Origin of the sequence: Enterobacter sp. Crenshaw, from assembly GCF_024734705.1 — a bacterium.
Lineage (GTDB): Bacteria > Pseudomonadota > Gammaproteobacteria > Enterobacterales > Enterobacteriaceae > Enterobacter > Enterobacter asburiae_B.
Window position 1 is genome coordinate 3,228,496 of the sequence record NZ_CP102932.1, and the last position, 21,269, is coordinate 3,249,764.

Sequence of the window (21,269 nt, forward strand, 5' to 3'; positions counted from 1 at the left end):
TCATGTCCCCTATCGAAAAATCCAGCAAGCTAGATAACGTCTGTTATGACATCCGCGGCCCGGTTCTGAAAGAGGCAAAACGCCTTGAAGAGGAAGGCAACAAGGTTCTGAAACTCAACATTGGTAACCCTGCGCCATTTGGTTTTGAAGCGCCGGATGAAATTCTGGTTGATGTGATCCGCAACCTTCCAACTGCACAAGGCTATTGCGATTCAAAAGGACTTTACTCCGCACGTAAAGCCATCATGCAGCACTACCAGGCGCGCGGTATGCGTGATGTTACCGTTGAAGATATCTATATCGGCAACGGCGTTTCCGAACTGATCGTGCAGGCGATGCAGGCGCTGCTGAACAGCGGGGACGAAATGCTGGTGCCCGCGCCGGACTATCCGCTGTGGACGGCTGCCGTATCACTGTCGAGCGGGAAAGCCGTGCACTATCTGTGCGACGAGTCCTCCGACTGGTTCCCGGACCTCGATGATATTCGCGCAAAAATCACGCCCCGCACGCGCGGCATCGTGATCATTAACCCGAACAACCCGACGGGTGCAGTGTACTCAAAAGAGCTGCTGATGGAGATCGTCGAGCTCGCCCGCCAGCACAACCTGATCATCTTTGCCGACGAAATTTACGACAAGATCCTGTACGACGCGGCACAGCACCACTCAATCGCCGCGCTGGCACCGGATCTGCTGACCGTCACCTTTAACGGCCTGTCTAAAACCTACCGCGTGGCCGGTTTCCGTCAGGGCTGGATGGTATTAAACGGTCCGAAAAAGCACGCCAAAGGCTATATCGAAGGGCTGGAGATGCTGGCCTCGATGCGTTTATGTGCCAACGTTCCGGCGCAGCACGCGATCCAGACGGCGCTCGGCGGCTATCAGAGCATTAGCGAGTTCATCGTTCCCGGTGGTCGCCTGTATGAACAGCGCAACCGCGCGTGGGAGCTGATCAATGATATTCCGGGCGTCTCCTGCGTGAAGCCGAATGGCGCGCTGTATATGTTCCCGAAAATTGACGCGAAGCGCTTCAATATTCATGACGATCAGAAAATGGTGCTGGATTTCCTGCTTCAGGAAAAAGTGCTGCTGGTTCAGGGGACGGCGTTTAACTGGCCGTGGCCGGATCACGTGCGTATCGTGACGCTGCCGCGCGAAGATGATCTCGAAATGGCCATCAGCCGCTTCGGGCGCTTCCTCTCCGGATACCATCAGTAATCTTAAAATCAGGCTACTTCGGTAGCCTGATTTGCATCTTCCCTCCCCTCCCCGCACAATGAACGCCTGTCGCAGTGAAGACAAAAGGTAACCTATGAGTCAGAGTCATTTCTTCGCCCACCTCTCCCGCCTGAAACTCATCAACCGCTGGCCGCTGATGCGTAATGTCCGCACGGAAAATGTCTCAGAGCACAGTCTGCAGGTTGCGATGGTCGCTCACGCGCTGGCCGCCATTAAAAACCGCAAATTCAACGGTCAGGTCAATCCAGAGCGCATCGCCCTGCTGGCGATGTACCACGATGCGTCAGAAGTGCTGACCGGCGACCTGCCCACACCGGTGAAATATTTCAACTCGCAAATTGCGCAGGAATATAAGGCCATCGAGAAAATTGCCCAGCAGAAGCTGATTGACATGGTGCCGGATGAGTTGCGCGACATTTTTGAGCCGCTCATCGATGAGCATCAGTACACGGAAGATGAAAAGTCGCTGGTCAAGCAGGCCGACGCGCTCTGCGCCTATCTGAAGTGTCTGGAAGAGCTGTCTGCGGGGAATAACGAATTTTTACTGGCGAAAACGCGTCTGGAAAAAACGCTGGAATCTCGCCGCAGCGAAGAGATGGACTATTTTATGCAGGTATTTGTGCCGAGCTTCCATCTGTCTCTGGATGAGATCAGCCAGGATTCACCGTTGTAATCTGTTTGCCCAGCGGCGCTGCGCTTGCAGGGCCTTCGGGTAGTAGGCCGGGTAAGGCGCAGCCGCCGCCCGGCAAAATTATCAGAACGGGAACAGGACCGGTATCAATACCACGCACACCACCATCACCAGCACGGTGAACGGCACGCCCAGCTTCACGAAATCACTGAACTTATAATTCCCGGGCCCCAGCACCAGCGTATTCACCGGTGAAGAGACCGGCGTCATAAATGCCGCGGAGGCCGCCATTGCGACCATCATCGCAAAGGGATACGGCGACACGCCCATAGATTTGGCCATCGCCAGCGCAATCGGCGCCATCAGTACCGCCGTCGCGGTATTGGAGATAAACAGACCGATGGTGGCGCACATAATGAACAGACAGACCAGCATCATGTACGGCCCATACCCGCCGCCAACGTCCATTAAGCCTCTAACGATCAGATCCACCCCGCCGGTTTTTTGCAGCGCCAGGGCAAAAGGCATCATCCCGACAATGAGGATAATGCTCGGCCAGTGAATAGCTTTATACGCGCTTTCGGCGTCAATGCAGCGGAATTTGCCCATCAACAGGCAGGCGATGATTGCCGCGACCGGATTGGGGATTTCATCGGTCAGCATCAGCGCCACCATCAGCACCAGACAAAAAATCGCGTGGGGCGCCTGGCTGTGCGCCGGGGAGGCGTCGCTCTCCTCGACAGGCATGTTGAGCACCACAAAATCGCGCCCTTTTTGCCCGAGCTGGCTTATCAGCTTCCAGTTACCGACAACCAGGAAGATATCGCCCAGCAGGATCGGCTCATCCACCACCGCCCCTTCCATCGCCACGCCATCGCGCTTCAGCCCCACGACATTCAGGCCATAACGGGTTCGGAATCCCATTTCCCGCACGGTTTTGCCCAGCAGTTCCGATTCCGGGATCAGCGATACTTCGGCCATGCCGACATCCAGCGCCTGATCGGAGAAATACTCCCCGCGCAGCACCATCGGTTCCAGCAGCTGTTCGCTGCAAAACTCGCGCAGATCCACGTCCGCAGTGGACATATCAATCAGCAGGACGTCCCGCGCGCGGAACTCCGACACCCCGTTGACGTTGACGATCACCCGACGAAAACGACGCCAGCGCTCTACGCCAATCACGTTCGCGCCATAGCGCTCACGCAGCTTCAGGTCGTCAAGACGCTGTCCCACCATCGGCGAGCCGGGACGAATAGCCAGACGGCGCGCGCGCCCGGTGAGACGGTACTCTTTAATCAGATCGCGGAAGGTGCGTCGCTTCCATCCTTCTTTATTTTTGTCCTGTTTTTCACCTTTCAGGGCAAACCGGGTCAGCAGCATGTAGACCACGCCCAACACCAGAATGACCAGCCCAAGCGGGGTGACGCTGAAAAAACTGAAGCCCTGGAATCCTTCCCGGATCAGCTCGCTGTTGACGACCAGGTTCGGCGGCGTTGCTACCAGCGTCATCATTCCGCTGATCAAACCGGCAAAACTCAGGGGCATCATCAGGCGCGACGGCGAGATCTGCATCCGCATGGAGACGCTCAGCACCACCGGGATAAAGATGGCGACCACGCCCGTTGAGCTCATAAACGCCCCCAGCCCGGCGACGGTCACCATCAGGTAGATCAGCATTTTGGTTTCGCTGCTGCCCGCCACCTTCACCAGCCACGACCCCATGATGGTCGCCACGCCGGTACGCACCAGCCCATCACCAATAATAAACAGGGCGGCAATCAGGATAACGTTGGGATCGCTAAACCCGGAAAACGCTTCCGGTAGCGTGAGCGTTCCACTCAGCACAAACGCGACGATGACAAACAAGGCGACGGCGTCCATGCGTACCTTGCCCGTTGCAAAAAGAAGGATGGCGATTAAAAGCAGGCTCAGGACCCAAATCAGTTCACCGTTCACAACATGTCCTTGTCAGTGGGAGATGAGAAATTGTGCCATAAAAAAGCCCCAGCAATGTGGGGCTATATCATGTGATTACATTTTTAGCGAGACGGTTACAACCCCGTCAGAGGCTTTCGAAACAGCCAGCGCCGTCAGGGAATCCAGCACAAAGTCTGCCTCCTCCAGCCGGGAGGATCCCGCCGGAACGTTAACGGCGATAACGTGGCTTCCGGCGTTCAGCCCGGCCAGTACGCCAGCGGCCGCGTCTTCCACCACCACGCACTCTTCAGGGGCGAGGCCCAGCAGTTCAGCGCCCAGTAAAAACGCGTCGGGCTCCGGTTTACCGCGCTTTACGCGCTCCGCCGTGATAAACACTTCTGGCGTCGGCAGACCTGCCGCCTTGTGACGGGCGTGGGCGACGGGAATGGAGCCTGAGGTAACGATAGCCCATGGGATCTGCGCCTCGTTCAGATGCTCAAGCAGCTCGCGCGCGCCCGGTAAGGCTGTGATGCCGTCCGTATCCGTGGCTTCAATATGTTCCAGGTATTTGAACTCCGCCTGAATTTCGTCCTCAGAGCGTCCGGCCAGGAAGTGCCGTAGCGAGGTGATGGCCTGTTTGCCATGGATAAAATTCAGCACGTCCTGATGGTCGATGCCATGTCTGTCAGCCCAATGGCACCAGGAACGCTCCACAACCGGCAGCGAATCCACCAGCGTACCGTCCAGATCAAACAGAAAACCTCTACACTGCACACGCACCTCCGTCAGGCATTAATGATTTGTTGAATTTCGTTGCTGCTTAAATGGTACTGACGCGGGCAGGCGTGCCACGCGCTCAGCATACGCTGATATTTTTCCCACATTGGGGTCTGCGCGTTGAAGCCGTGAGTGCCCGCGTCAAAGTGGGTATAGCGCCCTTCTGTATTCACCATAAAGCGAACATAGCTCAGATAACGCGCTTCCGTTGCGGCATCAAAGCCTAAGAAGGTCACGCGGCGCTCGTCGATGGACTGCTGATCTTTGAGATTCGTCCAGGACACGTGCAGGGCGTGATACATCTCCATAATGTCGATCACGATGCGACAGGTTTCTTCTTTCAGCTCGCCAAACTCGCGGTCCAGTTCACGCATTTGCAAACCAAAACCGCGTTCGACGATGGTTTGCAGGCGGCTGTAGCGCGCAGCGTTATCGGGATCAAGCATAGTCATCATCTTGTACTGGTTGGACAAAATCAGACGTTGAGCATGGGTCATTTCCATCTTTCGACTCCTGTAGCGCATTGCACTTTAAAAAAAAGACACGGTAACTGATTGTTACTGTGCCTTCTTTTCGTCGTCGTTTCGATGATCAATCACAAATCATCGAGGAATGTTTTATCCAGTTGCTTAAAAGCGCGCTTTAACGTGTCCGCCAGCGCCTGGTAGTCCGGCTTGCCTTCGACCGGGGCGAGCGCCTGTCCGGCCTCCTCCAGTTTTCCGCGCACTTCATAAAACCAGTGTAAAATAGAAGGGGGAAGCGGAGTGATGGACCGTTTACCTAACCACCACAGGCCCTGCATCGGCAGGCTTAAGGCGAAGAGCGCCGTCGCGACTGCAGGACCAAGCTGCCCGCCCAACGCAATCTGCCAGCACAGCGTAAAGACAGCGACAGGCGGCATAAAGCGAATCGCATAGCGCGTAGCGCGGATAGTGCGATTCTCAATGAACATCGGCGCAAGGCGCTTTTCCATCGGCCACGTCTTTGCGTAATGCTGTCCCCGACGAAACAGACTAAAGAAATTTACGGACGGGTTCACTGGTGTCGACATGGCTGTACCTCAACTTCACATATAAAAATTAAAATTTCCGTGCAAAACCACAACAAGCTATGACAACGTTCAAAATATTTTGTCATCTCTACCCCGTATCGGGTATCCTGTGCCAGCCTGATAGGGCCTTAGACGAGAATCATTAACTCGTCAAATTATTGCACATTATGCCATTGGCTGAAAATTGTGCAAAATGGCATAAAATCATAGTTATTTCTTCCATCATGCCACAATGTTCGTTTGGCATGATGTTAATCATAAATGTCTGAGTCCTCATGCGTTACGCTGTTAGACTCACTGACGTTTTTTTAGCCACGTATCAATAATAGGTACTTCCATGTCGAGTAAGTTAGTACTGGTTCTGAACTGCGGTAGCTCCTCACTGAAATTCGCCATCATCGATGCGCTCAACGGTGACGAATACCTCTCTGGTTTGGCCGAATGTTTCCATCTGCCTGAAGCACGTATCAAGTGGAAGATGGACGGCAGCAAACAAGAAGCGGCTTTAGGTGCAGGCGCCGCTCACAGTGAAGCGCTGAACTTTATCGTTAACACTATTCTGGCACAAAAACCAGAACTGTCTGCTCAGCTGACTGCGATTGGTCACCGTATCGTCCACGGCGGCGAAAAATACACCAGCTCCGTCGTGATCGACGAATCTGTGATCCAGGGCATCAAGGACTCTGCGTCCTTCGCACCGCTGCACAACCCGGCTCACCTGATCGGTATCGCTGAAGCGCTGAAATCCTTCCCGAATCTGAAAGACAAAAACGTGGCCGTATTCGACACCGCGTTCCATCAGACCATGCCGGAAGAGTCTTACCTCTATGCCCTGCCATACAGCCTGTACAAAGAACACGGCGTACGTCGCTACGGCGCGCACGGCACCAGCCACTTCTATGTGACTCAGGAAGCCGCAAAAGTTCTGAACAAGCCGGTTGAAGAACTGAACATCATCACCTGCCACCTGGGCAACGGTGGTTCTGTTTCTGCTATCCGCAACGGTAAATGTGTTGATACTTCCATGGGCCTGACCCCGCTGGAAGGTCTGGTGATGGGTACCCGTTCCGGTGACATCGACCCGGCGATCATCTTCCACCTGCACGACACCCTGGGCATGAGCGTTGACCAGATCAACAAAATGCTGACCAAAGAGTCTGGCCTGCTGGGTCTGACCGAAGTCACCAGCGACTGCCGTTACGTTGAAGACAACTACGCAGAGAAAGAAGACGCTAAACGTGCAATGGACGTTTACTGCCACCGTCTGGCGAAGTACATCGGCTCTTACACTGCGCTGATGGACGGTCGTCTGGACGCGGTTATCTTCACCGGTGGTATCGGTGAGAACGCGGCAATGGTTCGTGAACTGTCCCTGGGCAAACTGGGCGTTCTGGGCTTCGACGTTGATCACGAGCGTAACCTGGCTGCCCGCTTCGGCAAGTCTGGCTTCATCAACAAAGAAGGCACCCGCCCTGCTCTCGTTATCCCAACTAACGAAGAACTGGTCATTGCGCAAGACGCGCACCGCCTGACTGCCTGATTCCACACCGCCAGCAATGCTGGCGGTGCTGTTTTGTAACCCGCCCAATTGCGGCGGTAACGAAAGAGGATAAACCGTGTCCCGTACTATTATGCTGATCCCTACCGGAACCAGCGTCGGCCTGACCAGCGTCAGCCTTGGCGTTATCCGTGCTATGGAACGCAAAGGCGTTCGTCTGAGCGTCTTTAAGCCAATCGCCCAGCCACGTGCTGGTGGCGATGCGCCAGACCAGACCACCACCATCGTTCGCAAGAACTCCAATCTGCCAGCGGCTGAACCGCTGAAGATGAGCCACGTAGAGTCTCTGCTGTCCAGCAACCAGAAAGACGTGCTGATGGAAGAGATCATCGCTAACTATCATGCTAACGCGCAAGACGCGGAAGTGGTGCTGGTTGAAGGCCTGGTCCCGACGCGCAAACACCAGTTTGCCCAGTCTCTTAACTTTGAAATCGCGAAAACCCTGAACGCAGAGATCGTTTTCGTGATGTCTCAGGGCACCGACACCCCAGAGCAGCTGAACGAGCGTATCGAACTGACGCGCAGCAGCTTCGGCGGCGCGAAAAATACCAACATCACCGGCGTGATCGTGAACAAGCTGAACGCACCGGTGGATGAGCAGGGACGTACTCGCCCTGACCTGTCCGAGATTTTCGACGACTCTTCCAAAGCGAAAGTCATCAAAGTTGACCCGGCTAAGCTGCAGGAATCCAGCCCTCTGCCAGTACTGGGCGCGGTGCCATGGAGCTTCGATCTGATTGCAACCCGTGCAATCGATATGGCGCGTCACCTGAACGCTACCATCGTTAACGAAGGCGACATCAACACCCGCCGCGTGAAGTCCGTGACCTTCTGTGCGCGCAGCATTCCGCACATGCTGGAACACTTCCGCGCAGGTTCCCTGCTGGTAACCTCCGCAGACCGTCCTGACGTGCTGGTTGCCGCCTGTCTGGCCGCGATGAACGGCGTGGAAATCGGTGCGATCCTGCTGACCGGTGCTTACGAGATGGACCCACGCGTTAGCAAGCTGTGCGAACGCGCGTTTGCGACCGGCCTGCCGGTCTTCATGGTGAACACCAACACCTGGCAGACCTCCCTGAGCCTGCAGAGCTTCAACCTGGAAGTGCCGGTTGATGACCACGAGCGTATCGAGAAAGTTCAGGAATACGTTGCGGGCTACATCAACGCAGACTGGATCGAATCCCTGACTGCAACCTCCGAGCGCAGCCGCCGCCTGTCTCCTCCAGCATTCCGTTATCAGCTGACCGAGCTGGCGCGTAAAGCGGGCAAACGCGTTGTTCTGCCAGAAGGCGACGAACCACGTACCGTTAAAGCGGCTGCTATCTGTGCAGAGCGCGGCATCGCGACCTGCGTGCTGCTGGGTAACCCGGATGAGATCACCCGCGTTGCGGCGTCTCAGGGCGTTGAGCTGGGCGCTGGCATCGAAATCGTTGACCCTGAAGTGGTTCGCGAGAGCTACGTTGCCCGTCTGGTTGAGCTGCGTAAGAGCAAGGGTATGACCGAAGCCGTTGCGCGCGAACAGCTGGAAGACAACGTGGTGCTGGGCACACTGATGCTTGAGCAGGACGAAGTTGACGGTCTGGTTTCCGGTGCGGTTCATACCACGGCGAACACCATCCGTCCACCGCTGCAGCTGATCAAAACCGCGCCAGGCAGCTCTCTGGTTTCTTCCGTGTTCTTCATGCTGCTGCCTGAACAGGTTTACGTTTACGGCGACTGCGCGATCAACCCGGATCCAACCGCAGAGCAGCTGGCAGAAATCGCTATCCAGTCCGCGGACTCCGCGATTGCCTTCGGTATCGAACCGCGCGTTGCGATGCTCTCCTACTCTACCGGTACCTCTGGTGCTGGTAGCGACGTAGAGAAAGTGCGTGAAGCGACCCGTCTGGCGCAGGAAAAACGTCCTGACCTGATGATCGACGGTCCGCTGCAGTACGACGCCGCCGTAATGGCCGACGTGGCGAAATCCAAAGCGCCAAACTCGCCGGTTGCAGGTCGCGCTACCGTGTTCATCTTCCCGGATCTGAACACCGGTAACACCACCTATAAAGCGGTGCAGCGTTCAGCAGACCTGATCTCCATCGGGCCAATGCTGCAGGGCATGCGCAAACCTGTGAACGACCTGTCTCGTGGCGCGCTGGTTGACGATATCGTCTACACCATCGCTCTGACCGCGATCCAGTCTTCGCAGCAGCAGTAATGTTAAAAAGCCCGGTGGCGCTAGCGCTTACCGGGCAACAAAAAGGCGACCACTTAACGGGTCGCCTTTTTTATTTACAGCAGCTCTCGCGCCGCCGATACAATGTCATGTGCCGTCAGGCCATACTCCTTCTGCAGGAAATCCTGTGTCCCCACCTGGCCGTAACGCTCCTTGACGCCCACCCGCCGCATCGGTACCGGGCAGGTTTCCACCAGGACTTCCGCCACCGCCGATCCCAGCCCGTTGTGAATGCTGTGGTTTTCACAGGTGACGATGCGACCGGTTTTCTCGGCGTAGTTTTTCACCAGCATCCGGTCGATGGGCTTCAGGGTAAACATGTCGATGACCGCCGCGCTGACCCCCTCCTGCTCAAGCTGGCGCGCCGCTTCCAGCGCTTCCGCCACCATGATGCCGTTGGCAATCAGGGTTATATCGGTTCCTTCGCGCAGCACGTTGCCTTTACCAATGGTGAAGGTTGACCCCGGCGCATACACGCTCGGCGCCTGCTTACGGATGGTGCGTACCCAGTAGAAGCCTTCGAGGTCGATAAGCTGGCGCAGCACGTCCTCAAACATCACCGCGTCGGTCACCTCCAGCACCACCGAATGCGCCAGACCGCGTACGATGCCCATATCCTCAAACGACATATGCGTCCCGCCGTTGTGACAGGCCGTCACGCCCGCATCCGAGGCAATCACCTTCACGTTGTTGCGCTGATAGTCCAGGGACATAAACAGCTGGTCGAAGCAGCGACGGCTGGCAAACGCGGTGAAGGTATGAACGAACGGTTTACGCCCGGTAAGCGACAGCCCCGCCGCGGTGCCGATGACGTTGGCCTCCATAATGCCGCAGTTAATCACGTGCTGCGGATAATCACGCGCCACGCCGTCCATCGCCATCGAGCTCATCAGATCCGCTTCCAGGGCGATAATCTCGCTACCCGCCTCAATCTGCTTTGCCACAAAGCCCGCGTAGACCTTACGCATCTCAACGGCGTCTTTCTCTCCTGCCGGTGCAACCTTAATCATGTGAAGCCTCCAGTTGGCGAATCGTCTCGTTGAGGGCCGCTTTGCTCTCCGCGGTCAACCGCAGGTGGTGCGAGTTGCTGAGCTGTTCCAGGTACGGCACCCCCTGCCCTTTGATGCTGTCAAGGATGACGACTAACGGACGCGCGTCGGCAGCCGGGACCCGCGACGTCAACGCCAGCAGGCCCGGGATGTCGTCGCCCTTCACCGTCGCCACGTCAAAGCCAAAGGCGCGGAATTTCCCCTCCAGGTCGAACGCGCTGATAATTTCGTCCAGCTCGCCGTCGAGCTGCTGTTTGTTCCAGTCCACGAACACCGTCAGGTTGTTAAGGCGATGATGAGCGATAAACTGGAAGGCTTCCCAGCACTGCCCCTCGTTCAGCTCGCCGTCACCGACAATGCAGAAGACGCGGTTCGGTCGCCCCGCCAGCTTGTGCGAGAGCGCCATACCGCCGGCAATCGAGATCCCCTGCCCCAGCGAACCGGTGGTGGCGTCCACGCCGCGCGTTTTCAGACGGTCCGGGTGGCTTGGCAGGCGCGTGCCGTTCTGGTTCAGGGTGCTCAGCTCTTCCACCGGGAAGTAACCCTTGATCGCCAGCGTGCTGTAGAGCGCCGGGCCCGCATGACCTTTCGACAGGACAAAATAGTCTCGCTCCGGCCAGTCCGGATCCGCCGGGTCGATTTTCATCACCGCGCCGTACAGCACGGCCAGGGTTTCGACCACCGACATACTGCCGCCATAGTGCCCAAAGCCCAGCTGCGTCAGGGATTTCAGCGTCTCAAGACGGATCTGACGCGCGAGTTCGGTTATCTCTTTCTCATTCATGATTTGGCTCCGGTGTTTTCCTGCGCGTTACCGCCCGCAGGTTTGTTTTTCGCGAAGACGTTGTACGCCACCAGCAGCGCGAACAACGCCACAACCAGTCCGGTGATGGCAAGCGGCGACAGGAAGCGCGCCAGGTTGCCGAGCACAATCCCGACCGCGCCAAAGTCGGCGTCCGAGAAGGTGGTGTTGGCAAAGCCAATGGCGCCCAGCACCGGCAGCAGCAGGACCGGCAGGAAGGTGATCAGCAGGCCGTTAGCAAAGGCGCCAATCATTGCCCCGCGGCGTCCGCCGGTGGCGTTACCGAACACGCCCGCCGTTGCGCCGGTGAAGAAGTGCGGCACGACGCCCGGGAGGATCAGCACCCAGCTAAACTGACCGCAGATGAACAACCCCACAATCCCGCCGAGGAAGCTGAACAGGAAGCCAATCAGCACCGCGTTTGGCGCATAGGGATACACCACCGGGCAGTCCAGCGCAGGACGCGCGTTCGGCACCAGCTTTTCCGAGAAGCCGGTAAAGGCCGGAACGATTTCCGCCAGAATCAGGCGTACGCCCTGCAGGATGATGAACACGCCCGCCGCGAAGGTGATCGCCATGATGATGGCGTAGACCAGGTAGTTCTGACCGCCGCTGAAGGTGGCCTCGACATACTCACGTCCGGCGCTCACCGCCATGATCAGGTAGATAATCATCATGGTCAGGGAGATGGAGATCGAGCTGTCGCGCAGGAAGCTCAGGTTCTTCGGCAGGTTCATCTCTTCGGTTGAGCGGGAGCCTTTGCCAACCTTGCTGCCAATCCAGCCGGACAGCACGTAGCCCAGCGTGCCGAAGTGCCCGAAGGCAATCTCATCGTTGCCGGTAATGCGCTTCATGTAGCGCTGGGCAATCGCCGGGAAGAAGGCCATGATCAGGCCGAGGATCAGCGAGCCGGTAAAGACCAGCCCCACGCCCTCAAAGCCCGCTACCGTCAGGATCACCCCAATCATGCACGCCATGTAAAACGTGTGGTGCCCGGTCAGGAAGATGTACTTCAGGCGGGTAAAGCGCGCGACGATAATATTCGCCACCATGCCGAAGGCCATAATAAGCGCGGTCGCCGCACCGTATTTTTCCAGCGCAATTGACACAATCGCTTCATTGTTTGGAATAATGCCCTGAATCGTAAAGGCGTGCTCAAACATACCGCCCAAAGGATTTAATGACCCCACCAGCACCGTGGCGCCGCCGCCCAGCACAATAAAGCCGAGAATGGTTTTAATCGTCCCTTTCACTACGTCCGAAAACGCTTTTTTCTGCGCAACCAGACCAATTAGCGCAATTAAACCGACCAGCACCGAAGGGACTTTTAAAATATCAACAACGAAATTCAGCGTTTCAAGGATAAACATATCCACCTCGCCTTATCAGGGTTATTGTCTTTCGAACCAGGCGCGCAGCTGCGCTTCAAGTTCGTTGATGTCGATGATGTTGTTAATCACCACCAGCTGGCTTTCCGGCACGCTGGCGCTGGCCGCAATGTCTTTTGCCATCACGAACAGATCGGCCGCGCCCGGCGTGGCCGAGGAGAGATCGGAATGTTCAACCTCAGCCTCAATCTCCAGTTTTTTAAGTACCTTTTTAATATTCATTTCGACCATAAAACTGCTGCCCAGGCCGGAGCCGCAAATAGCCATGATTTTCATTGTTGTCCCCTTATTTTGAGTAGAGCACGCCCCATCACGCTGTCGCGTAATGTTGTGAATAATCGGATTAAAGAATTAAATCAGAAGCGGTCAATAATCGTTTTAATTTCCTCCAGGGTATTCGCCTGATGCAGTTTTTCCATATCCTCGTCGCTGGAAAATAATTCTGCGAGTGCGGATATCATTTCGATATGGCTATGTTTATCCGGTGCCGCGAGCATAATAATCACATCGACAGGGTCAAACTCACCGGCACCAAACGAGACGCCCTGTTTTAGTTTTAATAAAGACAACCCCAGTCCTTTGGCGCCTTCCTCCGGCCGCGCATGCGGCATCGCCAGCCCTGGTGCCAGCACATAATAGGGTCCTAACGTGTGGTGCTGCTGGATGATGGCAGTGACGTATTCAGGCTCAATCACCTGCAAATCCAGAAGCGGCTTCGCGCACAGCTCCAGCGCCTGCGGCCAGTTTTCCACGCTATCCTGCAGCGTGATGGTTGTATCATATATCCATTTTTTGAGCACTTTTCACTCCCGCTACACGCTAAAGATGAGCAAACTTTATTCAACACATCGCTGGATGACTGCGATCGGGATCACAAAGATAGCGCTACCAATGCTTAACATGCAGAAATGTGATAGCGCTATCAAAATACAATCACGTCGCTAAATCACAGCAAAAAAAGGGATTTAAGGCGTATACTGCCTGTCACGTGAAGCGAAGGAAATGAAGAACGCGTCTGGTCAGCAGGAAGGTGTATGTCTCTAACCCGAAAACGGCGCAGTACCGGTAAAGTGACACTCGCCGATGTCGCACAGCTTGCCGGTGTGGGCACGATGACCGTGTCCCGTGCACTCCGCACGCCCGAACAGGTTTCCGATAAACTACGAGAAAAAATTGAAGCTGCCGTGCAGGAACTGGGCTATATGCCTAATCTTGCCGCCAGCGCGCTGGCCTCGGCGTCGTCGTGGACGATAGCCATGGTGGTGCCAAATCTCTCCGAAGCCGGCTGCTCGGAGATGTTCGCCGGGCTACAGCAGGTGCTACAGCCTGCCGGGTATCAGATCATGCTGGCTGAATCTCAGCATCGCCTGGAGCAGGAGGAGAAATTGCTGGAGACGCTGCTGGCGTCGAATATTGCCGCCGCTATCCTGCTCAGCGTTGAACATACCGACACCGTTCGCCACTGGCTGAAAAACGCCTCCATTCCGGTGATGGAGATGGGGGCCATGCGCGCCGACCCGATTGATATGAATATCGGGATTGATAACGTAGCGGCCATGTATGAACTCACGGAAATGGTGATTAAGCGCGGCTACCAAAATATTGGCCTGCTGTGCGCCAACCAGGAGCAGTGGATTTTCCAGCAGCATTTGCAGGGCTGGTACAAAGCCATGCTTCGCCACCATATGTCGCCGAACCGGGTGATTAACGCGGCGATGCCACCGACCTTCTCGACCGGCGCGGCACAGCTGCCTGAATTCCTGCTGGCGTGGCCGGAGCTGGATGCGCTGGTGTGCGTCTCAGACGAGCTGGCCTGCGGGGCGCTGTACGAGTGTCAGCGCAGACGAATCAAGGTGCCGGACGATCTGGCGGTGGTCGGCTTTGGCGATAGCGACGTGAGCCGCGTCTGTCAGCCGCCGCTGACGACGATGGCGGTGCCGCATCGTAAGATTGGAATTGAAGCCGGGAAAGCGTTGCTGGAGCGTCTGAATGACGGTGACTGGCGCGATCAAAAGCCCATCGCGTCCAGTCTGTGTCTGAGAGAGAGTTGCTGACGCTTACTCAGCCTCTTCCTCTTTCTCTGATTTGGTCGATTCGTTTTTGGCGTTGCGGGTCATCCACAGCGCCAGCGCTTTTAACGAATCCGGCGTGAACTCGTCGCAGCGCGCGGTGATCTCTTCCGGCGTCATCCAGCTGACTTCACTCACCTCTTCTTCCTGCAGAGCGAACGGTCCGTGGGAGACGCAGCTAAACAGCCCGCCCCAGACGCGGCAGTTTTCGTCTTCGAAATAGAACTGACCGTGCTCGGCAAACGGCACGCCGGCGATGCCTAACTCTTCTTCCGCTTCACGACGCGCGGAATCCAGCAGCACTTCATCTGCCTGGACAACCCCACCTGCGGTGGCATCCAGCATACCCGGGAGAAAATCTTTGGTGTCCGTGCGGCGCTGGACCAGAATTTTGCCCATCCCGTCATGCACAACGATGTACGTTGCGCGGTGGCGCAGACGCTCCGCACGCATTTGTTCGCGGCTGGCCTGCGCGATCACTTCATTCTCTTCGCTGACAATGTCAACCCACTCTGTACTTGCCAAATGACTCTGCTCCACCATCGGGAAACCTTCTCTTCTTAGCGCTCTTTCGGCGCGTTTGCAGTTGAGGTGTAACTTACGGATTAATCGCTACCTGCGCAATAACTTGCTGATCATTAAGTGCGATAACGCGCAGGGTATTTCCATCCAGCATGCCATAGCTCGCTGGATAACCGCCTTTCGGTATGCTGACCGATCCCGGATTGAAGTAATAAATCTCACCGCGCTTTTCAGCAACCGGAATATGAGTATGACCGTAAACCAGGACATCGCCAGCCGCGAGCGCCGGGAGATTATCCGGGCTAAAAAGATGCCCGTGCGTCAGGAACAGACGGCTTTGTTCCAGCAGCACCTGCTGCCATGGCGCGGTAAGGGGAAAATGCAGCAGCATCTGGTCCACTTCGCTGTCGCAGTTGCCGCGAACGGCAATGATGCGCGAGGCGTACGGGTTGAGCTTTTCCGCGACCTGCGCAGGGGCGTAGCCCTCTGGCAGCGCGTTGCGCGGGCCGTGGTTGAGCACATCCCCCAGAATAATCAGCCACTGCGCGCCGCTTTGTGCAAACAGGGAAAGGACACGCTCGGTAGCGGGCAGCGATCCATGGATATCCGACGCAAACATCAGTTTCATCAGTCACTCCTCGGGAAAACAGACTGCCCCATCATACCTGAAGCGTCAGGGCTTATCAGCCCGCGCGCTTAGCCGAGAGTGCCACATAGCGCTGCACGGAGGCGCGCTGCCACTGAAACGCGGCATAATCAACCAGCAGCTGCGGCACCTCATCGCCGTTGAGGATCAGGCGGTTTAGCATCAACGCCAGATCGGCGTCGGCAATGCACCACTCGCCGAACAGGTTCGGGTTGCCGTGTGCGAGGAGCGAGGTGGCGGTTTCAATGAGTTTTTGCGCGCTTTCACGGCCTTCAGCGCTGAGCGCTGGCTTTTTGACCCCGGCAAACACGACGTCCGTTGAGCGTTCCACGCGAATCGGCACCAGATCGCTCCGCAGCCACGCCTGGATCTGCCGCGCCCGCGCGCGTTTTTGCAGGTCGTGCGGATAGATCCGCTCCCACTCGGGCGGCGCGAACCTATCTTCCAGATATTCATCAATCGCAGACGATTCGCTCAGGGCAAAACCGTCGATCTCCAGCACCGGCACGCGTCGGGTCAGGTCGTAGCCCTGCCACTGCGGCTTGAGATGTTCACCGCCGTCAAGATCGACGGTCTTCAGCGTAAAAGTGAGTCCTTTTTCGGCCAGCGCAACGTATACGCTCATAACATAGGGAGAAAAGAAATTCGCATCGGACCACAACGTGATTACGGGCTGGTTCATAACATCCTCATCGGCTGATCGGGTTTTTACTCAACATATAATCTCTTTGCCCCGCTGTCACTTGATGAAAACTCACGATTTACAACAACCACCTATACTCATTTCTCATGGCATCACTATTCGCATGGACAGGAGTTGAGAATGATCGACCTTTATTACGCCCCTACCCCAAACGGCCATAAAATCACCCTTTTTCTTGAAGAAGCCGAGCTGGATTACAGGATCATTCGCGTGGATATCAGCAAAGGCGATCAGTTCAGCCCTCTCTTTCTGGCTATCTCGCCGAATAATAAAATCCCGGCCATTATTGATAACCACCCGGCGGACGGGGGCAGGCCGCTGAGCCTGTTTGAATCCGGTGAAATTTTGCTCTACCTGGCGGAGAAAACCGGCAAACTGCTGAGCGGCGAACTGCGCGAGCGTCACCATACCCTGCAATGGCTCTTCTGGCAGGCGAGCGGGCTGGGGCCCATGCTGGGGCAAAATCATCACTTTACCGCTTACGCCCCGCAGCCCATTCCTTATGCAATAGAACGCTATCAGGTTGAGACTCAACGGCTGTATGACGTTCTGAACCGTAGGCTGGAGAAAACGCCGTGGCTCGGGGGCGATCATTACAGTATTGCCGATATCGCCTGCTGGCCGTGGGTGAATACGCATGAAAAACACCGAATTGACCTGGCCGCTTACCCGGCGGTGAACAACTGGTTTGAGCGCATCCGAACCCGCCCGGCCACCGAGCGGGCAATGCAAAAAATCCAGCAGATTTAGCCCTCTATGAGGCTGGGTGCCCGCGAGCCTCTCATGTATGATGAGCGTGAAATACTGACACGGAGAAGACCTGCAATGTCACAGCCAGACGCTATTATTCGCATAAAAAATTTACGCTTGCGCACCTTCATCGGCATCAAAGAGGAAGAGATCGCCAACCGTCAGGATATTGTCATTAACGTGGTAATTCACTATCCCGCAGACAAAGCGCGGGCCAGCGAAGACATCAACGACGCGCTGAACTACCGCACAATAACCAAAAACATCATTCAGTACGTGGAGAATAACCGCTTCTCTCTGCTGGAAAAATTAACTCAGGATGTGCTCGATATCGCACGCGAACATCACTGGGTCACTTATGCTGAAGTTGAGATCGATAAACTTCACGCCCTGCGCTACGCCGATTCCGTCTCCATGACGCTAAGCTGGCGACGCCAGGCGTAACCCTGGAGGTTGTATGAAGATTTTGCTGACCGGCGGTACAGGCCTGATTGGTCGTCACCTCATTGCGCGTCTGCAGGCCTTGCATCACGACATTACCGTGGTCACGCGCAGCCCGGAGAAAGCGCGCCAGGTGCTCGGGGCGGGTGTCGATATCTGGAAAAATCTGGCCGAGCAGCAAAATCTCGACGGCTTCGACGCCGTCATAAACCTCGCGGGTGAACCCATCGCCGATAAGCGCTGGACGGAAGAGCAAAAACAGCTGTTATGCAGCAGCCGGTGGAACATTACCGAAAAGCTGGTCGAGCTGATCCGCAATAGCCACACGCCGCCTTCGGTGCTGATTTCAGGTTCAGCGGTAGGCTATTACGGCGATCTCGGCGAGGTGGTGGTGACCGAGGAAGAGCCGCCGCATAACGAGTTTACCCATAAGCTCTGCGCCCAGTGGGAGCGTATCGCCTGTGCGGCGCAGAGCGATCGTACCCGCGTCTGCCTGCTGCGGACCGGCGTCGTGCTTGCGCCGAAGGGCGGCATTCTGGCGAAGATGCTTCCCCCTTTCCGGCTCGGGCTCGGCGGCCCCATCGGCAATGGTCGTCAGTACCTGGCGTGGATCCATATCGACGATATGGTCAACGGTATTCTCTGGCTGCTGGATAACGATCTGCGCGGGCCGTTTAACATGGTTGCGCCTTATCCGGTGCGTAACGAACAGTTTGCCCACGCGCTGGGGCATGCCCTGCACCGCCCGGCGATTTTGCGCGTGCCTGCCACGGTCATTCGCCTGATGATGGGGGAAGCCTCTGTGCTGGTATTAGGCGGACAGCGGGCGCTGCCAAAACGGCTAGAAGCGGCCGGCTTTGCGTTCCGCTGGTATGAATTAGAAGAGGCGCTGGGGGATGTGGTGGGATAAAACCAATAATGAGACATCTGACAGCATTTTAACTAGTGACTTATAGTAATTTTGTTTAGCTATAAAACAAATAAATCTATAAGGAAATTAAAATGCGTTTGGATAATTTAGCTATTAAAAACTTTAGAAAGTTAAAAGACTGCACAATAAACTTTAGAGATGCGACGTTCCTAATTGGTTCCAATAATGCTGGTAAGTCCAGTGTTTTCAGGGCATTGCAATTTCTGCATCAAAACATTAACCCTTCATCCGATGATTACTCTAAATGTTATAATCAAGAACGTGATGATTACATAAAAGAAGAAACGATTGAGATAATAGGAGAATACCATAATATCCCTGATGAAGCTGAAACATGGATAGGTTTTAAGGGAAGGATTATTAGAAATGACCACCCTTTACCAGGTGAAACAAACAATAAAATTGTTTACAGGAAGGTGTGGAGTATTACAAGCACAAAACCTGAAATTTTTATAATGGAGAAAAATAAAAATAGAAGTGAAAAGTATGCTGCAGCGCAAACTCCTGCAGAACTTGAGGGCGAGGATTTTACAATTGAATTTCTAACAGAACATTTCGGCTTTGATAATTTAACAACATCGCTGAATACAAAAGCAAACAAAGAAAAAGCAAACGAACTACCGCAACTATGGGACGTTGTTGCAGATTCTGCAGCTACTTGGGTAAAAAACCCAGGTGGTATTCCGGGCAATATAATATCTAAACTGCCAAAGGTAATTATCATCCCAGCAGAATCTTGCATGTCTGAACTAACTAGCCAAAATGGAGCTCTATTAAATCTCTTAGGCGACCTATTCAAAAGTGTTAGAAACAGATCTGATAACTATACCCAAGCTCAACAACATCTTTCCCTACTAGCCAGAGAAATGAATCCACAGGACAGGGAAACAGATTTCGGACGATTAATACAAGATCTGAATTCAATGGCACATTCTTTATTCCCTAATGCATCGATACATGTTACTGCAAATTTAGATGATGCAGATAAAGTGATTAAACCATTGTTTAATGTTGAAATGGAAAGCAATGTCAGAACGTCAGTAAGCTATCAAGGTCATGGTATTATTAGATGCACCGCCTTTCAATTAATTAGATTTATTCAAGATTATTTGAATGCACATGAAGAATCCCAAAGATCAACAATTTTATGCTTCGAAGAACCTGAAATATATTTGCATCCTGCTGCTGCAAGTCAGATGAGAGATACAATTTACAAATTCGCATCGGGCATAAGTCAAATTGTAGCGACAACACACTCCCCATATATGATAGATTTAGGATCTGATACTAGCTTAAGCCTCACTAAATTCTCTGTAAGCGAAAATGATTTTACTTCAACACATTCTTTTAATCTTGAACAAGCATTCACAAGTTTACAAGAGAATGAAAAATTAAATCTTAAAATGCTACTGAAGATAGATGATTACATTGCTAGAATATTTTTCACAAATAAATGTATATTTGTCGAAGGTGACACTGAAGAAGTTGTGTTAAGAGAAACCATTAAGAAACTCTCTCCTGAACAAAAATCTATAGCTATAGGTAATTGCGAAATTTTGCGCGCCAGAGGAAAAGCGGTTATGATTTCCATGGCTAAATATCTAAATGCATTAGGAATCGACTACATCATATTACATGATTCTGATATAGGCACACCTAAAGCGGAATTAATTAACCCATTGATTTTAGCCGAAACAGGCGAGACACGTAGAATAATGATTAATAACTGTATAGAAGATATTCTCGGCTATGATGCGCCATCAAAAGATAAACCATATAGAGCATATAATTTTATACAAGAAGAATGGGGGGCTGATTTTAGTACCATTCCGCAAAACTGGCGAGAGATATTTTTAAATCTACACACTCCTTATCTTGATCATCTTCGTTAATTAATTATAAAAGCCAACTATTTACTAGTTGGCTTTTTTATAATTTTCAATATATTCAGCCAAGTCATCTTCAACTGTATAAAAATAACTAGCCGGTACATTCAGCACCTCCGCCAACTTGCACGCCAGCGCAAAGTCAGGCGTGTGGATCCCCTTCTCATACTGATTCATACGTGCGCTAGCCGTCGCTTCATCAATCCCCGCGAGGATCCCAAGTTTTTGCTGTGATAGTCCCGCTTTCAGTCGCGCCGCTTTAAGTCGATGGGGAAGCATGGTGACTCTTCAAAATCTGGAAGTAGAGTCATGATTCTGGTATCCCGTTATTGAAATTGTACTAAGTATTACTTAGTATTAGTGTCTGCAATTTAAACAAAATCATATATAAAGGAAAATATATGAATAGAGATCAGGACATGCACCCAGCGGATATCATCGCCATGCTCCACAAGCGCAAACTCTCACTAGCCGCTCTTTCACGCCAGGCTGGTTTAGGTTCTTCTACACTTGCAAACGCGCTCTCCAGGCCGTGGCCCAAGGGGGAAAAGATCATCGCGGAGGCACTAGAAAAAGATGCGGCGTCGATCTGGCCCAGTCGCTATTACGATCAATATGGCAACTATGTTGATCGTTCTAAGTTGATCAGGACCAGACGCTAACCTCCGTCACCAAAATCCATTCTGTTCGCC

The 21,269-nt window shown here is 54.1% G+C and carries 23 protein-coding genes; 10 read left to right on the forward strand and 13 right to left on the reverse strand.

Translation table 11 applies throughout. From position 1 onward, the window contains the following. Positions 1–2 precede the first annotated feature (2 nt). Positions 3–1,217 (forward strand): alanine transaminase AlaA, encoded by a 1,215-nt coding sequence (gene alaA / locus NWV12_RS15340; RefSeq protein WP_008500204.1) that lies wholly within the window; start codon positions 3–5, stop codon positions 1,215–1,217. 94 nt (positions 1,218–1,311) lie between these two features. After that, positions 1,312–1,911 carry a 5'-deoxynucleotidase gene (gene yfbR, locus NWV12_RS15345; RefSeq protein WP_023312539.1) on the forward strand — a complete coding sequence of 200 codons (600 nt, stop codon included), beginning with the start codon at positions 1,312–1,314 and terminating at the stop codon, positions 1,909–1,911. A gap of 81 nt (positions 1,912–1,992) precedes the next feature. Here yfbR and NWV12_RS15350 read toward each other — a convergent pair whose 3' ends face one another. The 4 genes from NWV12_RS15350 to yfbV all read right to left on the reverse strand — a co-directional run bounded on the left by NWV12_RS15350 (position 1,993) and on the right by yfbV (position 5,614). Further along, a complete protein-coding gene (locus tag NWV12_RS15350) occupies positions 1,993–3,825 on the reverse strand; it encodes an SLC13 family permease (RefSeq protein ID WP_048980040.1) in 1,833 nt (610 codons plus the stop codon). A gap of 75 nt (positions 3,826–3,900) precedes the next feature. Beyond that, positions 3,901–4,560 (reverse strand): sugar phosphatase, encoded by a 660-nt coding sequence (locus NWV12_RS15355; protein ID WP_033146080.1) that lies wholly within the window; start codon positions 4,558–4,560, stop codon positions 3,901–3,903. Between the two features lie 11 nt (positions 4,561–4,571). Then, positions 4,572–5,066 (reverse strand): YfbU family protein, encoded by a 495-nt coding sequence (locus NWV12_RS15360; protein WP_023312542.1) that lies wholly within the window; start codon positions 5,064–5,066, stop codon positions 4,572–4,574. 92 nt (positions 5,067–5,158) lie between these two features. Next, on the reverse strand, positions 5,159–5,614 hold the full coding sequence (gene yfbV, locus NWV12_RS15365) for a terminus macrodomain insulation protein YfbV (RefSeq protein WP_048980041.1): 456 nt from the start codon (positions 5,612–5,614) through the stop codon (positions 5,159–5,161). 337 nt (positions 5,615–5,951) lie between these two features. Between yfbV and ackA the strand changes: the two genes are divergently transcribed. Continuing rightward, positions 5,952–7,154: an acetate kinase gene (gene ackA / locus NWV12_RS15370; protein ID WP_033146081.1), complete on the forward strand. Its 1,203-nt coding sequence runs from the start codon at positions 5,952–5,954 to the stop codon at positions 7,152–7,154. 76 nt (positions 7,155–7,230) lie between these two features. Then, complete coding sequence (gene pta, locus NWV12_RS15375) at positions 7,231–9,372, forward strand: phosphate acetyltransferase (RefSeq protein ID WP_023312545.1); 2,142 nt, start codon at positions 7,231–7,233, stop codon at positions 9,370–9,372. A 74-nt stretch (positions 9,373–9,446) separates the two neighbouring features. On the opposite strand, the gene NWV12_RS15380 is transcribed toward pta, so the two are convergent. The 5 genes from NWV12_RS15380 to NWV12_RS15400 all read right to left on the reverse strand — a co-directional run bounded on the left by NWV12_RS15380 (position 9,447) and on the right by NWV12_RS15400 (position 13,429). After that, positions 9,447–10,400 carry a transketolase family protein gene (locus tag NWV12_RS15380; protein ID WP_023312546.1) on the reverse strand — a complete coding sequence of 318 codons (954 nt, stop codon included), beginning with the start codon at positions 10,398–10,400 and terminating at the stop codon, positions 9,447–9,449. Then, on the reverse strand, positions 10,393–11,223 hold the full coding sequence (locus tag NWV12_RS15385) for a transketolase (protein ID WP_048980043.1): 831 nt from the start codon (positions 11,221–11,223) through the stop codon (positions 10,393–10,395). The genes NWV12_RS15380 and NWV12_RS15385 overlap by 8 nt, the downstream gene beginning before the upstream one ends. Continuing rightward, positions 11,220–12,611 carry a PTS ascorbate transporter subunit IIC gene (locus NWV12_RS15390; RefSeq protein WP_023312548.1) on the reverse strand — a complete coding sequence of 464 codons (1,392 nt, stop codon included), beginning with the start codon at positions 12,609–12,611 and terminating at the stop codon, positions 11,220–11,222. The genes NWV12_RS15385 and NWV12_RS15390 overlap by 4 nt, the downstream gene beginning before the upstream one ends. 21 nt (positions 12,612–12,632) lie before the next feature. After that, positions 12,633–12,905 (reverse strand): PTS sugar transporter subunit IIB, encoded by a 273-nt coding sequence (locus tag NWV12_RS15395; RefSeq protein WP_003861447.1) that lies wholly within the window; start codon positions 12,903–12,905, stop codon positions 12,633–12,635. An 80-nt stretch (positions 12,906–12,985) separates the two neighbouring features. Continuing rightward, on the reverse strand, positions 12,986–13,429 hold the full coding sequence (locus NWV12_RS15400; protein WP_047060619.1) for a PTS sugar transporter subunit IIA: 444 nt from the start codon (positions 13,427–13,429) through the stop codon (positions 12,986–12,988). 234 nt (positions 13,430–13,663) lie between these two features. Between NWV12_RS15400 and NWV12_RS15405 the strand changes: the two genes are divergently transcribed. Beyond that, complete coding sequence (locus tag NWV12_RS15405; RefSeq protein ID WP_048980044.1) at positions 13,664–14,683, forward strand: LacI family DNA-binding transcriptional regulator; 1,020 nt, start codon at positions 13,664–13,666, stop codon at positions 14,681–14,683. A gap of 3 nt (positions 14,684–14,686) precedes the next feature. Here NWV12_RS15405 and yfcD read toward each other — a convergent pair whose 3' ends face one another. The 3 genes from yfcD to yfcF are packed head-to-tail and all read right to left on the reverse strand — an operon-like array spanning position 14,687 to position 16,548. Then, positions 14,687–15,241 carry an NUDIX hydrolase YfcD gene (gene yfcD / locus NWV12_RS15410; RefSeq protein ID WP_023312551.1) on the reverse strand — a complete coding sequence of 185 codons (555 nt, stop codon included), beginning with the start codon at positions 15,239–15,241 and terminating at the stop codon, positions 14,687–14,689. Between the two features lie 55 nt (positions 15,242–15,296). Further along, a complete protein-coding gene (gene yfcE / locus NWV12_RS15415) occupies positions 15,297–15,848 on the reverse strand; it encodes a phosphodiesterase (protein ID WP_048980046.1) in 552 nt (183 codons plus the stop codon). Between the two features lie 55 nt (positions 15,849–15,903). Then, complete coding sequence (gene yfcF / locus NWV12_RS15420) at positions 15,904–16,548, reverse strand: glutathione transferase (protein ID WP_032643441.1); 645 nt, start codon at positions 16,546–16,548, stop codon at positions 15,904–15,906. Positions 16,549–16,689: 141 nt separating this feature from the next. On the opposite strand from yfcF, the gene yfcG reads away from it, so the two are divergent. From yfcG to NWV12_RS15440, 4 genes are all read left to right on the forward strand, one after another. Continuing rightward, a complete protein-coding gene (gene yfcG / locus NWV12_RS15425; protein ID WP_033146088.1) occupies positions 16,690–17,319 on the forward strand; it encodes a GSH-dependent disulfide bond oxidoreductase in 630 nt (209 codons plus the stop codon). Positions 17,320–17,394: 75 nt separating this feature from the next. Further along, complete coding sequence (folX, locus tag NWV12_RS15430; protein WP_023312555.1) at positions 17,395–17,763, forward strand: dihydroneopterin triphosphate 2'-epimerase; 369 nt, start codon at positions 17,395–17,397, stop codon at positions 17,761–17,763. 13 nt (positions 17,764–17,776) lie between these two features. Next, positions 17,777–18,670 carry a TIGR01777 family oxidoreductase gene (locus NWV12_RS15435; RefSeq protein ID WP_048980047.1) on the forward strand — a complete coding sequence of 298 codons (894 nt, stop codon included), beginning with the start codon at positions 17,777–17,779 and terminating at the stop codon, positions 18,668–18,670. Positions 18,671–18,762: 92 nt separating this feature from the next. Continuing rightward, a complete protein-coding gene (locus NWV12_RS15440; protein WP_048980049.1) occupies positions 18,763–20,583 on the forward strand; it encodes an ATP-dependent endonuclease in 1,821 nt (606 codons plus the stop codon). Between the two features lie 24 nt (positions 20,584–20,607). Here NWV12_RS15440 and NWV12_RS15445 read toward each other — a convergent pair whose 3' ends face one another. Further along, the gene (locus NWV12_RS15445; protein ID WP_048980052.1) at positions 20,608–20,856 is read right to left on the reverse strand and encodes a helix-turn-helix domain-containing protein; all 249 of its coding nucleotides are present in this window, start codon (positions 20,854–20,856) and stop codon (positions 20,608–20,610) included. 122 nt (positions 20,857–20,978) lie between these two features. On the opposite strand from NWV12_RS15445, the gene NWV12_RS15450 reads away from it, so the two are divergent. Next, positions 20,979–21,239: a helix-turn-helix transcriptional regulator gene (locus NWV12_RS15450; protein WP_048980053.1), complete on the forward strand. Its 261-nt coding sequence runs from the start codon at positions 20,979–20,981 to the stop codon at positions 21,237–21,239. Positions 21,240–21,269 lie beyond the last annotated feature (30 nt).

Bases quoted from the DNA above. Each gene is read 5' to 3' on its own strand.
- folX (WP_023312555.1), top strand. From the start codon at position 17,395: ATGTCACAGCCAGACGCTATTATTCGCATAAAAAATTTACGCTTGCGC.
- NWV12_RS15360 (WP_023312542.1), bottom strand. From the start codon at position 5,066: ATGGAAATGACCCATGCTCAACGTCTGATTTTGTCCAACCAGTACAAG.
- NWV12_RS15435 (WP_048980047.1), top strand. From the start codon at position 17,777: ATGAAGATTTTGCTGACCGGCGGTACAGGCCTGATTGGTCGTCACCTC.
- NWV12_RS15440 (WP_048980049.1), top strand. From the start codon at position 18,763: ATGCGTTTGGATAATTTAGCTATTAAAAACTTTAGAAAGTTAAAAGAC.
- NWV12_RS15405 (WP_048980044.1), top strand. From the start codon at position 13,664: ATGTCTCTAACCCGAAAACGGCGCAGTACCGGTAAAGTGACACTCGCC.
- yfcG (WP_033146088.1), top strand. From the start codon at position 16,690: ATGATCGACCTTTATTACGCCCCTACCCCAAACGGCCATAAAATCACC.
- alaA (WP_008500204.1), top strand. From the start codon at position 3: ATGTCCCCTATCGAAAAATCCAGCAAGCTAGATAACGTCTGTTATGAC.
- yfbV (WP_048980041.1), bottom strand. From the start codon at position 5,614: ATGTCGACACCAGTGAACCCGTCCGTAAATTTCTTTAGTCTGTTTCGT.
- NWV12_RS15385 (WP_048980043.1), bottom strand. From the start codon at position 11,223: ATGAATGAGAAAGAGATAACCGAACTCGCGCGTCAGATCCGTCTTGAG.
- NWV12_RS15450 (WP_048980053.1), top strand. From the start codon at position 20,979: ATGAATAGAGATCAGGACATGCACCCAGCGGATATCATCGCCATGCTC.
- yfcE (WP_048980046.1), bottom strand. From the start codon at position 15,848: ATGAAACTGATGTTTGCGTCGGATATCCATGGATCGCTGCCCGCTACC.
- yfbR (WP_023312539.1), top strand. From the start codon at position 1,312: ATGAGTCAGAGTCATTTCTTCGCCCACCTCTCCCGCCTGAAACTCATC.
- NWV12_RS15395 (WP_003861447.1), bottom strand. From the start codon at position 12,905: ATGAAAATCATGGCTATTTGCGGCTCCGGCCTGGGCAGCAGTTTTATG.
- ackA (WP_033146081.1), top strand. From the start codon at position 5,952: ATGTCGAGTAAGTTAGTACTGGTTCTGAACTGCGGTAGCTCCTCACTG.
- yfcD (WP_023312551.1), bottom strand. From the start codon at position 15,241: ATGGTGGAGCAGAGTCATTTGGCAAGTACAGAGTGGGTTGACATTGTC.
- yfcF (WP_032643441.1), bottom strand. From the start codon at position 16,548: ATGAACCAGCCCGTAATCACGTTGTGGTCCGATGCGAATTTCTTTTCT.
- NWV12_RS15445 (WP_048980052.1), bottom strand. From the start codon at position 20,856: ATGCTTCCCCATCGACTTAAAGCGGCGCGACTGAAAGCGGGACTATCA.
- NWV12_RS15390 (WP_023312548.1), bottom strand. From the start codon at position 12,611: ATGTTTATCCTTGAAACGCTGAATTTCGTTGTTGATATTTTAAAAGTC.
- NWV12_RS15380 (WP_023312546.1), bottom strand. From the start codon at position 10,400: ATGATTAAGGTTGCACCGGCAGGAGAGAAAGACGCCGTTGAGATGCGT.